The organism is Ruegeria lacuscaerulensis (genome assembly GCF_013031245.1).
Lineage (GTDB): Bacteria > Pseudomonadota > Alphaproteobacteria > Rhodobacterales > Rhodobacteraceae > Ruegeria > Ruegeria lacuscaerulensis_C.
Map to the genome: position 1 here is coordinate 19,393 of NZ_WPZL01000035.1, position 12,207 is coordinate 31,599.

General features: G+C 55.8%; 15 protein-coding genes. 9 read left to right on the forward strand and 6 right to left on the reverse strand.

The genetic code is table 11. The features are described from left to right. Window positions 1-12 precede the first annotated feature (12 nt). Together dgcA and GOX66_RS22280 are read left to right on the forward strand one after the other, a co-directional pair. Entirely contained in the window at window positions 13-978 is a 966-nt protein-coding gene (dgcA, locus tag GOX66_RS22275; RefSeq protein ID WP_170765602.1) for an N-acetyl-D-Glu racemase DgcA, read from the forward strand. A gap of 10 nt (window positions 979-988) precedes the next feature. Beyond that, window positions 989-1,849, forward strand: a complete 861-nt coding sequence (locus GOX66_RS22280; RefSeq protein ID WP_170765603.1) for a D-amino-acid transaminase — start codon at window positions 989-991, stop codon at window positions 1,847-1,849. 46 nt (window positions 1,850-1,895) lie between these two features. On the opposite strand, the gene GOX66_RS22285 is transcribed toward GOX66_RS22280, so the two are convergent. From GOX66_RS22285 to GOX66_RS22295, 3 genes are all read right to left on the reverse strand, one after another. Continuing rightward, on the reverse strand, window positions 1,896-2,210 hold the full coding sequence (locus tag GOX66_RS22285) for a DUF1244 domain-containing protein (RefSeq protein ID WP_170765604.1): 315 nt from the start codon (window positions 2,208-2,210) through the stop codon (window positions 1,896-1,898). A gap of 112 nt (window positions 2,211-2,322) precedes the next feature. Next, window positions 2,323-2,562 carry a DUF6868 family protein gene (locus GOX66_RS22290; RefSeq protein ID WP_170765605.1) on the reverse strand — a complete coding sequence of 80 codons (240 nt, stop codon included), beginning with the start codon at window positions 2,560-2,562 and terminating at the stop codon, window positions 2,323-2,325. Between the two features lie 87 nt (window positions 2,563-2,649). After that, entirely contained in the window at window positions 2,650-3,387 is a 738-nt protein-coding gene (locus tag GOX66_RS22295) for an N-formylglutamate amidohydrolase (protein ID WP_170765606.1), read from the reverse strand. Window positions 3,388-3,505: 118 nt separating this feature from the next. Here GOX66_RS22295 and pyk point away from each other — a divergent pair, with 118 nt between their 5' ends. Next, window positions 3,506-4,951, forward strand: coding sequence for a pyruvate kinase (gene pyk / locus GOX66_RS22300; protein WP_170765607.1), 1,446 nt, complete (start codon window positions 3,506-3,508; stop codon window positions 4,949-4,951). A gap of 46 nt (window positions 4,952-4,997) precedes the next feature. Here the strand turns inward: pyk and GOX66_RS22305 are convergent, their stop codons facing one another. After that, window positions 4,998-5,441 (reverse strand): Lrp/AsnC ligand binding domain-containing protein, encoded by a 444-nt coding sequence (locus GOX66_RS22305; protein ID WP_174822829.1) that lies wholly within the window; start codon window positions 5,439-5,441, stop codon window positions 4,998-5,000. A 199-nt stretch (window positions 5,442-5,640) separates the two neighbouring features. Here GOX66_RS22305 and GOX66_RS22310 point away from each other — a divergent pair, with 199 nt between their 5' ends. The 4 genes from GOX66_RS22310 to rplT all read left to right on the forward strand — a co-directional run bounded on the left by GOX66_RS22310 (window position 5,641) and on the right by rplT (window position 8,406). Next, window positions 5,641-6,078 (forward strand): universal stress protein, encoded by a 438-nt coding sequence (locus GOX66_RS22310; RefSeq protein WP_170765608.1) that lies wholly within the window; start codon window positions 5,641-5,643, stop codon window positions 6,076-6,078. Window positions 6,079-6,093: 15 nt separating this feature from the next. Beyond that, entirely contained in the window at window positions 6,094-7,644 is a 1,551-nt protein-coding gene (locus GOX66_RS22315) for an alanine/glycine:cation symporter family protein (protein ID WP_170765609.1), read from the forward strand. A 181-nt stretch (window positions 7,645-7,825) separates the two neighbouring features. Next, on the forward strand, window positions 7,826-8,026 hold the full coding sequence (gene rpmI, locus GOX66_RS22320) for a 50S ribosomal protein L35 (protein WP_005981143.1): 201 nt from the start codon (window positions 7,826-7,828) through the stop codon (window positions 8,024-8,026). Between the two features lie 14 nt (window positions 8,027-8,040). Then, window positions 8,041-8,406: a 50S ribosomal protein L20 gene (gene rplT, locus GOX66_RS22325; protein ID WP_170765610.1), complete on the forward strand. Its 366-nt coding sequence runs from the start codon at window positions 8,041-8,043 to the stop codon at window positions 8,404-8,406. 68 nt (window positions 8,407-8,474) lie between these two features. Here rplT and GOX66_RS22330 read toward each other — a convergent pair whose 3' ends face one another. Then, entirely contained in the window at window positions 8,475-9,245 is a 771-nt protein-coding gene (locus GOX66_RS22330; protein ID WP_170765612.1) for a hypothetical protein, read from the reverse strand. A gap of 289 nt (window positions 9,246-9,534) precedes the next feature. On the opposite strand from GOX66_RS22330, the gene GOX66_RS22335 reads away from it, so the two are divergent. Both GOX66_RS22335 and GOX66_RS22340 read left to right on the forward strand, forming a co-directional pair. Continuing rightward, complete coding sequence (locus GOX66_RS22335) at window positions 9,535-10,218, forward strand: sulfotransferase family 2 domain-containing protein (RefSeq protein ID WP_170765614.1); 684 nt, start codon at window positions 9,535-9,537, stop codon at window positions 10,216-10,218. 338 nt (window positions 10,219-10,556) lie between these two features. Further along, complete coding sequence (locus GOX66_RS22340; RefSeq protein ID WP_170765616.1) at window positions 10,557-11,150, forward strand: GNAT family N-acetyltransferase; 594 nt, start codon at window positions 10,557-10,559, stop codon at window positions 11,148-11,150. A gap of 204 nt (window positions 11,151-11,354) precedes the next feature. Here GOX66_RS22340 and GOX66_RS22345 read toward each other — a convergent pair whose 3' ends face one another. Further along, window positions 11,355-12,008, reverse strand: coding sequence for a VPLPA-CTERM sorting domain-containing protein (locus tag GOX66_RS22345; RefSeq protein ID WP_237212730.1), 654 nt, complete (start codon window positions 12,006-12,008; stop codon window positions 11,355-11,357). Window positions 12,009-12,207 lie beyond the last annotated feature (199 nt).

The following is a 12,207-nucleotide window of genomic DNA, read 5'->3' on the forward strand; positions in this document are numbered from 1 at the left end:
AGGAGCAGGCGCGTGCAGATTGAAGTCTCTCGTGATGTATTCCGGCTGGCTCAGGTCTTTACGATCTCACGCGGGTCGCGGACCGAAGCCAAGGTGCTGACAGTGCGCGTGTCTGATGGCACGCATCAGGGCTGGGGCGAATGCGTGCCTTATGCGCGGTACGAGGAGACGCTGGAATCTGTGGAAGCAGAAATTGCCGGGCTGCCAGAAACGTTTGATCGCGCCCAACTGACGGATCTGCTGTCTGCAGGGGCCGCACGGAACGCGGTGGACTGTGCGCTGTGGGATCTGGAGGCCAAGCGCGCCGGAAAGCGCGTCTGGGAATTGGCCGGGCTGCCGGTGCCCGGACCGGAGATCACCGCATATACGCTGTCTCTGGATACCCCCGAGAAAATGCAGGCGCAGGCGGCCGTGAATGCGCATCGTCCTTTGCTGAAGATCAAGCTGGGCACCCCCGACGATATGCCCCGGCTAGAGGCCGTGCGTGCTGGCGCGCCGGATGCCGAGATCATCGTGGACGCCAATGAAGGTTGGTCGGCAGCGGTATATGCTGACCTTGCACCGCATCTGGTGCGTTTGGGCGTGGCGTTGGTGGAACAGCCGCTGCCCGCGGGACAAGATGATGCCCTGATCGGGATGGATCGCCCGGTGCCGGTATGCGCGGATGAATCCTGTCACGACCGGTCCAGCCTGCCTGCGCTGAAGGGCAAATATGATGTGGTCAACATCAAGCTCGACAAAACCGGTGGCCTGACCGAGGCGCTGGCATTGCGCGAACAGGCGCTGGCCGAGGGCTATCGCGTGATGGTCGGATGCATGGTCGGCAGCTCGCTGGCGATGGCGCCTGCGACACTGCTGGCGCAGGGCGCAATGGTAACGGACCTTGACGGACCGCTTCTGTTGGCCGAAGACCGCGACAACCCGCTGACTTTTGATGACGCCGGAGTGCACCCGCCCAAAGCGGACCTCTGGGGCTGAGGAGAGATACATGACCCGCACCGTTTACGTAAATGGCGAATACCTGCCCGAGACCGAGGCCAAGGTGTCCATCTTTGACCGTGGTTTCCTGTTCGCAGACGCTGTTTACGAAGTCACCAGCGTTCTGGGTGGCAAACTGATCGACTTTGAAGGACATGCAGTGCGCCTCAAGCGGTCTCTGGATGAGCTGGAGATGGCTGAACCTTGCACCAAGGAAGAACTGCTGGAGATTCACCGCAAGCTGGTCGAACTGAACGGGATCGAAGAGGGCCTGATCTATCTTCAGGTCTCGCGCGGCAGTGATGGCGACCGGGACTTTGTGTTCCCATCGGCGGACACCAAGCCAAGCATTGTTCTATTCACTCAGAACAAGCCGGGTTTGGCCGACAGCCCGGCGGCCAAGAAGGGTGTCAAGATTATCTCGATCGAGGACATCCGCTGGGGTCGCCGCGACATCAAGACCGTGCAGCTGCTCTACCCGTCGATGGGCAAGATGATGGCCAAGAAGGCAGGCTGCGACGATGCGTGGCTGGTTGAGGACGGTTATGTGACCGAAGGCACCAGCAACAACGCCTATTTCGTCAAGAACGGCAAGATCGTGACCCGCCCGCTGTCCAATGACATCCTGCACGGGATCACCCGCAAGGCGGTGCTGCGCATGGCTGCCGAGGCGCAGATGGAAATCGAGGAGCGCTTGTTCACCATCGACGAGGCGAAAGAGGCGGACGAAGCCTTTACCACCTCGGCCAGCGCCTTTGTCATGCCGGTAGTTGAGATTGATGGCGTAGCGCTGGGCGATGGTACTCCGGGCCCAATCGCCAAACGTCTACGTGAGATTTATCTGGATGAAAGCCGTAAGGCGGCTATCTGAAAAGAAGGCCCACCTAATCGGTGGGCCTTTCGCTTTTTTAGGGGCGTCAGCCTTTTTTGGTGACATTCTCTTCAAAGGCGACTTTGAAGGCGGCCTGTTTCTCGGGGCTGGCCTCGGTCTGATAATTGGCTTTCCATTCATCCATGGTCATGCCGTAGAAAATCTGCCGAGCCTCGTCCTTGCCCATCTCGATGCCTTTTTCATTGGCGGCTTCCTGATACCAGCGCGACAGGCAGTTGCGGCAGAACCCGGCCAGATTCATCATGTCGATGTTCTGCACGTCGGTGCGGTCTTCCATCAGGTGCTTTTGCAACCGGCGGAATGCGGCAGCCTGAAGTTCGATTTCGGTTTGCTTGTCCATTGTCGGCTCCGAATGGTTGTCTTGCGTCTTGTGCCTGACCTAACAATCCGACGGCTTCGTTACAACAAACAGGAAGGGCCCGGCAGGCGCTTCTGAGCGTTGGGTGCAGATATTATGCTAGCTTCAGCGCCAGCCATGGCATCAGGCAGAATACGATCGTCAGAATCTTATAGTTGGCCAGATACCTGAAGTAGGCTCTTTTCACATCGGCCCGTTCCATCTGGAACATCCGGCCGTGAACCCCTGCGATCCAGTCCCGCAGGATTACGATCATCAGTGTGGTGAACGCCAAAAGGGCGATATTCAGGACCGTCATCCAGCCGAAGACGGTCGTCAGGAATTCCTGAGTCATAGTCGTCTCCTTTCCCCTAATATATGGGGATTAGCGAGCGTGCTCACAATAACGTGAGGGCTGGATTCGACTTCGGATAACCCTACGTCAAAGTTGGCTATCGCCTAATGCGCCCTGCAGAATAAGGGCTAGACGCTCCGCCCATTCCCGCTGTCCGGCGTTGTCTGCAATCAAATCATTCCGCACTTCAATCAGGGCATTTGGGCGTCCAAAGCTGGAGCAATGTTTGTCTATCGCGTCGCCCGGCAAAACGCCGGTATAGGGTTCATTGACGCCAACGCACAGGTCGTCTTCAGCCTTCAGCCGCTCGATCAGTGGGCGTGAAAACCGTTCATCCGACGTGTGCAGAATTCCGATGTGCCAGGGGCGTGGAGTGCGACCCCGAAGCTGTCGTGTGAAGGAATGCATCGACACGATCACAGCGTGAGGCAGTGCGGCCAGTTGTGCCAATGCCTCGTGATAGGGGCGATAACACATGTTCAGGCGGCGTTCGCGCTCGGCGGCATCCGCATGGCGGTTGCCGGGAATGATCGAACCATCATACAGCTTCATAAGCAGGGTCGGGTCATCCTCACCCCTGTTTGGATCGATCACCAGACGCGAGAAATTGGCGGCGATCACCGGGGCGTTCAGGATATCGCCCAGATGTTTTGACACCTCGTAGGCGCCTACATCGTAAGCGATGTGTCGCTCCATATCCTCGCGCGGCAGGCCAAGGTTTCCGCCGTTGATTTCGGGCGGTACGGTGTTGGTTGCGTGGTCGCATGTGATCAGCCAGCGCGAGGGCCGATCCGCGCCGTGGATAAAAAACGGGGAATACGTCATAAGCCTGTCATCTAGTTTGTCGCAGGTGTAGGGCAGTTGCTTCGGAAAGGGAATTGCGCAATAAGCGGCTTGAAGTAATGTTTGCGGTAACATTGACGACGTGAGGAGAGCAAGACCAATGCGACGCCTGAGAAATGTGAAAATCGTGGCGACGCTGGGGCCAGCGTCCAATGACTATGACACCATCCGCGCGCTGCACGAGGCCGGGGCGGATGTCTTCCGCCTGAATATGAGCCACGGCAGTCATGATGAAATTCGTGAACGGCATCGGATCATTCGGCAGGTAGAAAAGGATCTGGACAGCCCGATTGCAATTCTGGCCGACCTTCAGGGCCCGAAACTGCGTGTCGGTGTATTCGCCAATGACGCCGAGGAACTGGAAGAAGGTGCCGCCTTCAGGCTTGATCTCGATCCGGTGTCGGGCGACGCGGGCCGGGTCTGTCTACCGCATCCCGAGATTTTTGCCGCGTTGGAGCCGGGTGCACGCCTGCTGGTCAATGACGGCAAGATTCGCCTGATCGTTCAGGACTGCGGACAGGATTTCGCCAATTGCACAGTCGAAGTCGGTGGCACGATCTCGAACCGCAAGGGCGTGAACGTACCGGACGTGGTTCTGCCACTGGCCGCATTGTCGGCAAAGGATCGTGACGATCTGGAATTTGTCTGTCAACTGGGCGTTGACTGGCTGGCGCTCAGCTTTGTGCAGCGCGCCAAAGACGTGTTCGAGGCCCGCGGGCTGGCCGATGGCCGTGCCTCGATTCTGTCCAAGATCGAAAAGCCCGCCGCGGTTGAGGCATTTGACGATATCCTTGATGCCTCGGACGGGATCATGGTCGCGCGGGGCGACCTGGGAGTTGAGCTGCCGGTCTCTGCGGTGCCGCCGATCCAGAAACGTCTTGTTCGAAAATGCCGTGGCGCAGCCAAGCCGGTTATCGTCGCAACCCAGATGCTGGAAAGCATGATCGAAAGCCCGATGCCCACAAGGGCCGAGGTCTCGGACGTGGCCACCGCGATCTATGAAGGCACTGACGCCATCATGCTCAGCGCGGAATCCGCGGCTGGATCATATCCGATTGAGGCCGTGCAGACCATGAACAAGGTCGCCATCGAGGTCGAAGCAGACCCGACATATACTCAGATCATTGCTGCGTCCCGCACGGCCAAGGGAACAACAATTGCTGACGGCATAGTTGCCGCCGCCCGGGAAATTGCCGAAAAGACAGACATCAAAGCCATCTGCTGCTTTACCCAAAGCGGCACCACCGCTTTGTTGACCGCGCGCGAACGCCCCGGTGTTCCGATTATCGCCCTGACGCCCGCCACAGGCACTGCGCGCCGCCTATGCCTGAGCTGGGGTTGCCATTGTGTGATGACGCCGGAACTGGAGCGGTTCAAGGGCGCGGTTGTCAACGCTGCCCGTGCAGCTCGTGCAGGCGGTTTCGCGTCTGAGACAGATCAGATCGTGGTCACTGCAGGTGTGCCGTTCAACGTGCCCGGCACCACCAATATTCTGCGCATCGCGCCCTGTGATGAGCGGCTGATCTACAACACCGATCCGGGCTGAAGAAATTGTTCCGAAGAAAAGCCCCGCCTGACCGAACGACCATCCGTCAAGCAATAGGGCTTTTCACGACCTCCATGACAGTAAATGAACTGGTCTGGTGAATTCCTGGAAGCTTGTTTATTTTTTCTCCGAGGATATCGCGGAAGTGTGCGATATCCCGGGTGCGGACCGTTAGAAGGTAGTCAAACGATCCTGCCACCATTAGACAGTTTTCAATTTCTGAAATACTTCGAACGGCGTCATTGAACCGGTCCAGCGATTGTTCGGCGGTCGCGGCAAGTGACACCTGAACAACTGTCAGCAAAGCGAGCCCCATTCGCTCTTTGTCGACGAGGGCGCAATAGCCTTTGATGTATCCGTTTTTTTCCAGGCGTTTGACCCGCTCAGAACAGGGGGTATTGGTTAGATTGACACGTGTCGCAAGGTCGACAATCGACAACCTCCCGTTGATTTCCAACTCTTCCAGGATGCGTTGGTCTATTTTATCCAATTCTCTATCGATCAGTAAAAATCCCTGAAATTTTAGCGTAATTCGACATTATTCACTGAATATAGACTAAATTTATCCCCATTTCCTAGTGATTTTTCCTGATACTTGTCTGAAGGCAGCCCGCAATTGTGTTCCAAGCTCCGGCTGCCTTGTCGAGGGCACGGGCCTCGACCCAACGAAAAAAAACTGGAGAAACGTCATGACAACAAAAATTGTCATAGGACTGGACGGGACAGAAACCGGAGAACGTGCGATTGCCTTTGCCAAAGACCTGGCTGAGCGGATTGGGACGTGCGAATTACTGGTGGTCTATGTCATCGAATGGTCCCCATTTACTTTTCAAACACCAGAAGAAAACGCATTGCGCCATAAGCGGCGCGAAGAAGAGGTTGAACTGGCGACGACACGGATCGTCACACCGGCTGTCGAAGCATTGACCAAAGCCGGCTTTACGGCAAAAGGCATTGTGCGACACGGCGACGTGGCAGAGACGCTGAACGCGATCACAGTCGAAAACGGCGGGACGCAGATTATCGTTGGTCGCGCGTCGGCGGATGGGTTCAAGAAACGCCTCTTCGGCAGCTCGACCCAGAATCTTGTCATGCATGCCGATGTTCCGGTCACAGTAGTGAACTGAGGGGGAGGGACGAGAATGAATATGTTGAAACATCTGGGTCTGGCTATGATCGCCGCCCTGATCGCCAGTCCGGCTGCCGCGCAGGAGGCACCCGGTCTGGACGACAAGATCAATCAGGCATTTGCTGATTTCACCGGGCCATTTGTCAGCTTTATCTTCGCGCCGTTCCCGGGAACTGGGTTCCCATGGATTGTGGGTTGGCTCGTCATCGCGGCGACGGTTTTCACCCTGTACTTCGCCTTTGTGCAGCTGCGGTTCTTTGGCCATGCGATCAGCCTTGTAAAGGGGGACTATTCCGATCCCAACGACGCGGGTGAAGTCAGCCACTTTCAGGCTCTTGCCACTGCGTTGTCGGGTACAGTCGGTCTTGGCAACATTGCCGGTGTGGCCGTTGCCGTTGGCATTGGCGGACCCGGGGCGACTTTCTGGATGATCATGGCGGGCCTGCTGGGCATGGCGTCTAAATTCACCGAGTGTACGCTGGGTGTGAAGTACCGCAACGAATACGACGACGGCACCGTTTCCGGTGGACCGATGTATTACATGTCCAAGGGTTTCAGCGAGTTGGGGTTGCCGGGTGGTAAGATTCTGGCGGTTCTGTTCTCGATTTTCTGTATTCTTGGCGCGCTGGGCGGGGGCAACATGTTCCAGGCCAACCAGGCACACCAGCAGATCGCGGGCATTACCGGCGACTATCCCGGCTGGATTACCGGCCTCGTGTTTGCAGGTATCGTGTTCGCTGTGATCGTGGGTGGCCTGAAATCCATCGCGCGGGTGACCGAAAAGGTCGTACCGTTCATGGGGATCATGTACGTAGCTGCGGCTCTGGTCATTATCATCATGCATTCGGACCAGATCGGCTGGGCCTTTGGCCAGATCTTCGCGGGCGCCTTTACCGGACTCGGCGTTGCGGGCGGTATGGTCGGTGCGCTGATCCAGGGCTTCCGTCGGGCGGCGTTCTCGAACGAGGCGGGTGTTGGTTCCGCGGCGATTGCACACTCGGCAGTGCGGACCAAAGAACCGATCACCGAGGGCTTTGTCTCGTTGCTGGAGCCGTTCATCGACACTGTCGTGATCTGTACCATGACCGCTCTGGTGATCATCATCACCCAACAACTGGTCATCGACCCGGCCACCGGCCTGTACATGCTGACAGAAGATGGTTCCGGGATCGCTACGGTAGACGGCAATTCGGGCGTCAGCCTGACCTCGGCGGCCTTTGGCAGCGCCTTCAGCTGGTTCCCCTATGTGCTGGCTATCGCGGTGGTTCTGTTTGCCTTTTCGACCATGATCAGCTGGTCCTATTACGGCCTCAAGGCCTGGACCTATCTGTTCGGGGAAGGCCACACCAAGGAGCTGGTTTTCAAGGTCATCTTTTGCGTCTTCGTTGTGATTGGCGCGGCGGCCAACCTTGGCCCGGTCATCGACTTCTCGGACGCGGCGATCTTTGCGATGGCGGTTGTGAACGTCTTTGCGCTCTACTTCCTGATGAAAGTGGTGCGTGAAGAACTGGCCAGCTACGCTGCACGGCTGAAGAGCGGAGAAATCCGCAAATACAGCCATTGAACCAAACCACCGGGGCGGCTATGTCGCCCCGGTGTCTGACCAATCAGCGAAAAGCGCAGATTCTGGTCAAAACCCCCTTGCCAGTATGACCGAACTTGCGTAAACGGCGCTTCTGATCGCGTGACCGGCCGAGATGGCATGCCGAGTCGCGTTTTGTACCGAACCCTGAAAGGAGACGGAAATGCCTAAGATGAAGACGAAGTCGAGCGCCAAAAAGCGCTTCAAGGTGACTGCGACCGGCAAGGTCATGGCAGGCCAGGCCGGTAAACGGCACGGCATGATCAAGCGGACCAAGAAATTCATCCGCGACGCCCGTGGCACCACCACCCTGTCCGCCCCCGACGCAAAGATCGTCAAGGGCTACATGCCCTACGACCGCTAAGAGGAGATTAAGAGATGTCCCGCGTTAAAGGTGGAACCGTAACTCACGCCCGTCACAAGAAGATCATCAAGGCCGCCAAAGGCTATTATGGTCGCCGCAAGAGCACTTTCAAAGTTGCTACTCAGGCCGTCGACAAGGCCAACCAGTATGCAACCCGTGACCGCAAGAACCGCAAGCGCAACTTCCGCGCTCTGTGGATCCAGCGTATCAACGCTGCTGTGCGTTCGCATGACGAGGCTCTGACCTATTCCCGCTTCATCAACGGCCTGAACCTGGCCGGCATTGAAGTGGACCGTAAAGTTTTGGCCGACCTGGCCGTGCACGAACCGGAAGCGTTCGGCGCGATCGTTGCCAAAGCACAGGCCGCTCTGAGCGCCTGATCCTCTTTCGAGAGACAGTGATAAAAGGGTCGTTCTTGTGGGACGACCCTTTTTTTCGCCGATCTGCTTCAGGTTGCGGTGCAGGTCACGCTGTTGGTCGCCGCCCGTGCCAGACCTTGCGAGAGCTGATGCTCAATCCCGGCGGACTGGCGCAGGTGAACGTCCCCTCCACCCAAACAATATTCGGGTTTCGATAGCCCGGGTTTACCCTCCAGACTGGTCACTTTGCGCAGGTCAAAGTATGGAAAGCCCTGAGCCTCCGCTGCCTGTCGCAAGCCGGCGGAGATGTCGGCATTGATTTTCCAATGCCTCTCCAGAGTGATACCGAGGTTTTCGATCTTCTGGCTGAATTGCCCTCGTGGCAGTTCAAGAGGGGCGCGGATCCGGCGGTGCAACATTTTGCGCATAGCCTTGGAATCTTGCAGCGTCGCAGTATTGAGGCCTTTGACTACGATCTGTCGGTGCCCTGCCGCTTTCCCGCAGGACTCCATATAGCGTGGAAATGAATTCAACCGGGACTTGATGGCGTCCTCCAACGGGATATTGTCTCTTAGCGCCACAAAATAACAACTGAGTTCCGCATCGACCTGCCCAAAGCCGAAACAGATGACATCGGGATCAAGCCGTCTGATCGCACGCGCCACACGGGAAAAAGAAGATTGTCGGTCCTTTTTGGGGTAAAAGCCCGCAGCAGTTGCGCCCTTGATGCTGACGACATTGGCCGTGTCGAACCCACTGACCTCGATCGCGCTGACCCGTCCATACCTGAAACGCGATCCGGTTGGTTTTGTTCCGATAAGCCGGGAATGTGAGTCACCAACACACAAAAGCGTTTTCATTGTTTGTCCTGCTGCGAATGCGACGACACGGTCGTCTTTCAACGCCTGCCCGTCAAGCCGGAATAGAAGGATTCAGGCAGGATGCGCTGTTTCGGGATTCTTTCCAAATGGGTTTCATGGTTTCGTCCGATAACAACACCTTTCGCTTTTGCTGAAAGGTAAGGCTGGAAACGCACGGCTTTCTCGTTAAAAGTCTCGTCCTGAAGCGTCGGAAAAAGGGGTCTCAGAACGATTATGGGAATCCGGGTTGATAGAATGCACTCAAAAGGAAATTCGAGCAGGTGAAGAAATGGTTGCCATAAGCAACAAGTATAAATTCGTCTTTCTGAAATCCCGGAAAACGGCCGGTACAAGTATTGAGCGTGCGTTATTCCCCTTCTGCACGAAACTGGATGACGATCTGCCTCTGGATCTTTCCGAAAGCCGGTACGGAGAGGGTGTTGCCCGCGGGCCTGCCCCAGATGGATGGCGACCGCATATCCCCGCCGCTCGCGTGCGGCGGCGTTTGGGCCAAGAGAAATGGGATTCGTATTTCCGGTTTACAGCGGTTCGCAATCCGTTTGATCGCGTCGTATCCCACTTCTTCTGGCTTCGACGTGAGGATGCAATTGCTAAATCGGACAGTTTTGACGAGGTCAGGTCCGCGTTCCGCCAGTTTTGTGTGCGACCCCGCTATGCGACGGATACGGATATTGTCATGATTGACGACCAGTTCGTGGCCCAGGATGCAATCCGCTACGAATGCCTGTCCGACGATCTGACGCGCATCGCGACCAAATTGGGGTTTGAAAAGCCGCTGGAGCCCTTGCCTGAATTCAACAAGGGAATCCGCAAATGGGGCGACGTGCCGGTTTCCGATTTCTATGACGAAAAGTCAAAAGATGCGGTCAAACGCACGATGCGCTGGGTGTTCGACAACTTTGATTACTCCGAGGACCCCAGGGATGTGCGTATCCCGGAAATCAGCCTTTGAAGATTGTTCAACTAAACAGGGGAAGATTGGAGTTCGTACATTGCTGAGCATTTGAGCCGAAGCCAATCGTAGCGAAGTTCTAACCTGTTCTCGTTGCTTGAAACTGGCTGTCCACGAACCTGAAGCTTTCGGTGCAATTGTCGCCACAGAACACGCTGTTCTGAACGCCTGATCCTCTTTCAAGTGACAGTGGGTAAAAGGCTGTTTCGAAAGGAGCGGCCTTTTTTATACCAAGCGAGTTGATTGTCTGCTTTGAGCTCAATGCAGACAAACAGGTGGGCCGGTGCTAAAACGAGTAGTGCAAACGCTTTCCTATCGTTCTTTCTGCGGGTTTTGCTATGCCAGTTGCCGATGTTGTACTCGATGCGCCATTCAAGATTGCTACGCTTGGCGACATTGACGAAATCCTCCCGCTCGCAAAATCTACCGTACCGGGTTTTGTCGAGCATCTTTGGTCAAGATTGGCTGGAGAAGATGAAACAGCAGAAGACTTTGGACGCCGAGCACAAATCGCATTTGTCAACGAAGGTAATACCATAGTCGCACATTTCGATGGCAGGATCGGAGCGATGCTGATTTCGTATCCCATGGCAGAGTCACCAAACCCACATGTGCCGGGTATGGATGAAATGCTTAGGCCATTGATGACGCTGTTTTCAAAGGCAAAAGGGACATGGTACCTGCACGGAATAGCAACCGACCCCGATTACTTTGGCAGAGGTTTGGCAACACGTTTGATGGATATAGCAGAACATCTCGGAAGATCAGCCGGGAAACCCAAGATTAGCCTGCTGGTCATCGACACTAACCCAACCGCCATTCGGTTCTACGAAAAACGAGGCTATGCAACCACCGCTAGGGAAGCGGTCGTCGGCAAGGGCTGGCAAACGGCGGCCAAGAATTGGCTGCTTATGGAAAAAGCGCTGCACTGAATTAATGCCCATGACTACCGGGTAAAATGAACGTTGTGCCCGTCGAGCAGTCGTTCATTTTGGCCGCTATGTTCCGACCTGCAACGAGCGGTCGCTTTGTCCCGCATTTCTACTATTGGGCACACCGGATCGGTCTGTGAACCCTACTGAATGTGCCAGATGTCTGTTCTGAGCCCACAGCCGAAATTGCTTCCCTATAGTGAATTAAGACTGTCTACTTTGAGCCCTCATAGAGCGACGCCGAAATGCCGCGAACGCACCAATGCCGCCTAACAATAACCATCCTGTGGCTGGTAGCGGTACAGGTGCCACGCCCGCAGGTGGTGTCGTCGTCATAGTAAGCGATATTAGGTCACGATGTGGAAAAAGAGCACCGCCACTCCTGTTAATTCCGTCACACGAGCCGTTGGTTATGGAACAGTAGCCTTGGTCGGATTGCCCGCCGAGTACACCGTTCAGTAAGGTCAATGAAGCGGGATTGCCGCTGAACACCAATCCCAAAGCAGCGGTCGCCGGGGTTGGGTTATTTGCCTGAAACTGATCGATATAAAAAAACGTGTAGAACCGGTTGTCAGCAGGCACGTAAGTTGCCTGGCCTGCCCATCCAAAGACAACTTTGTCCCAGTCAATCTGACAGCAATTGGTCAAAGTTTGGCCGCTGTTGGCCGTCAGGGATACGTTTGAGGCAGTGGACGTATCTGGATCAAAGTCGAAACTGCCAATCAGCGCTGGATTGGTATTATTGCTACTTTCGAATGCACCACTGACGTACCACGTTGTTGTCAATGCGAGGGCTGTACTTGTCATGCCGCCCAGAAACAAAAGTGCAATCAGAGTCCGGCAGAAATACTGTCGCATAGTACTCCTCTCAGTTTTGCCACTTCGGTTAGCATCATAGCACATTTGTGTTTTAAAGGCAGCATTGTCCCGGTGAGTTCAACGGGTCAGCGCAACACTTTAGTCTTTCTGGAAGGATGGAGTGTTGAGCATGAAGTATCGTCGGCGAACGTTTTATACGGACGAGCAGAAGTCGGAGATGTGGGACAGGTGGCAACGG

What these genes read in the sequence shown, in the direction of transcription:
- GOX66_RS22280 (WP_170765603.1), top strand. Translation starts at nt 989, where the DNA reads ATGACCCGCACCGTTTACGTAAATGGCGAATACCTGCCCGAGACCGAG.
- GOX66_RS22285 (WP_170765604.1), bottom strand. Translation starts at nt 2,210, where the DNA reads ATGGACAAGCAAACCGAAATCGAACTTCAGGCTGCCGCATTCCGCCGG.
- GOX66_RS22290 (WP_170765605.1), bottom strand. Translation starts at nt 2,562, where the DNA reads ATGACTCAGGAATTCCTGACGACCGTCTTCGGCTGGATGACGGTCCTG.
- GOX66_RS22295 (WP_170765606.1), bottom strand. Translation starts at nt 3,387, where the DNA reads ATGACGTATTCCCCGTTTTTTATCCACGGCGCGGATCGGCCCTCGCGC.
- pyk (WP_170765607.1), top strand. Translation starts at nt 3,506, where the DNA reads ATGCGACGCCTGAGAAATGTGAAAATCGTGGCGACGCTGGGGCCAGCG.
- GOX66_RS22310 (WP_170765608.1), top strand. Translation starts at nt 5,641, where the DNA reads ATGACAACAAAAATTGTCATAGGACTGGACGGGACAGAAACCGGAGAA.
- GOX66_RS22315 (WP_170765609.1), top strand. Translation starts at nt 6,094, where the DNA reads ATGAATATGTTGAAACATCTGGGTCTGGCTATGATCGCCGCCCTGATC.
- rpmI (WP_005981143.1), top strand. Translation starts at nt 7,826, where the DNA reads ATGCCTAAGATGAAGACGAAGTCGAGCGCCAAAAAGCGCTTCAAGGTG.
- rplT (WP_170765610.1), top strand. Translation starts at nt 8,041, where the DNA reads ATGTCCCGCGTTAAAGGTGGAACCGTAACTCACGCCCGTCACAAGAAG.
- GOX66_RS22330 (WP_170765612.1), bottom strand. Translation starts at nt 9,245, where the DNA reads ATGAAAACGCTTTTGTGTGTTGGTGACTCACATTCCCGGCTTATCGGA.
- GOX66_RS22335 (WP_170765614.1), top strand. Translation starts at nt 9,535, where the DNA reads ATGGTTGCCATAAGCAACAAGTATAAATTCGTCTTTCTGAAATCCCGG.
- GOX66_RS22340 (WP_170765616.1), top strand. Translation starts at nt 10,557, where the DNA reads ATGCCAGTTGCCGATGTTGTACTCGATGCGCCATTCAAGATTGCTACG.
- GOX66_RS22345 (WP_237212730.1), bottom strand. Translation starts at nt 12,008, where the DNA reads ATGCGACAGTATTTCTGCCGGACTCTGATTGCACTTTTGTTTCTGGGC.